The organism is Clostridium sp. ATCC 25772 (assembly GCF_001573875.1).
In the GTDB taxonomy this organism is placed as follows: Bacteria; Bacillota; Clostridia; order Clostridiales; family Clostridiaceae; genus Clostridium_J; species Clostridium_J senegalense.
In genome coordinates, this window is sequence record NZ_LFRG01000142.1 from 1 (window position 1) to 807 (window position 807).

Below are 807 nucleotides of genomic sequence, written 5' to 3' on the forward strand. Positions count from 1 at the left end.
TATAAATCTTGTTTAATTCCTTATTCACCCTGTCTGATTTTGCAATGAATAAATTCATTTGCTACTCTCATTTGATATGACAGTCCAAAGGCTTAAATTCGGATACAACGAATCCTACATATTAACATTATCTTTTAAGTGATATTATGCTAATTTATATCTTGAGAGATTGATTGAAGCATTAAAATCTCTGTCTATCTTTAGTCCACAAGAACATTGATAAACTCTATCCTTTAGCTTTAAATCTTTCTTGATAGCGCCACACTTACTACAAGTTTTACTGGATGGAAACCACTTATCAGCTTCTACAAATTCTATTCCATATATTGCACATTTATATTTCATCTTAACTTTAAAATCATATAATGATTGCTCTGCAATAGCTTTTGATAAATGACGATTTTTCATCATATTTTTGATATTAAGTGTTTCCATAACAACTCTTGATGGCTTGGTTCTCACTATCATATTCGTTGCTTGGTGAATATGATTACTTCTTATATTTGCTAATCTTCTATGAAGTAATCTGATTTCTTTTTCAAGTTTTATAATATTATTAGTTTTTTTGAATTGACAACGGCTTTTCACCTCACTTTCAATCTTATTTATTTCATATTTTCGACTAATTTTCCTTTGCTTTCTTTTTAAAACTTTTTTAAGTCTTTTAACTTCTTTAGTTTTATTTATATTTTTAAAAGTCATTCTATTGGAGCATATAGCTAAGTCCTTCACTCCAACATCTATGCCTATACTTTCATCAGTTAGTTCTACTAATAGTTTTTCTTTTTCAATACCAACTGCTATAAA

The 807-nt window shown here is 27.9% G+C and carries 1 protein-coding gene; it reads right to left on the reverse strand.

The features are described from left to right. Positions 1-144: 144 nt before the first annotated feature. Positions 145-807: transposase (locus AZI32_RS17205; protein ID WP_242865327.1), on the reverse strand; the 663-nt coding region annotated here is incomplete at its 5' end.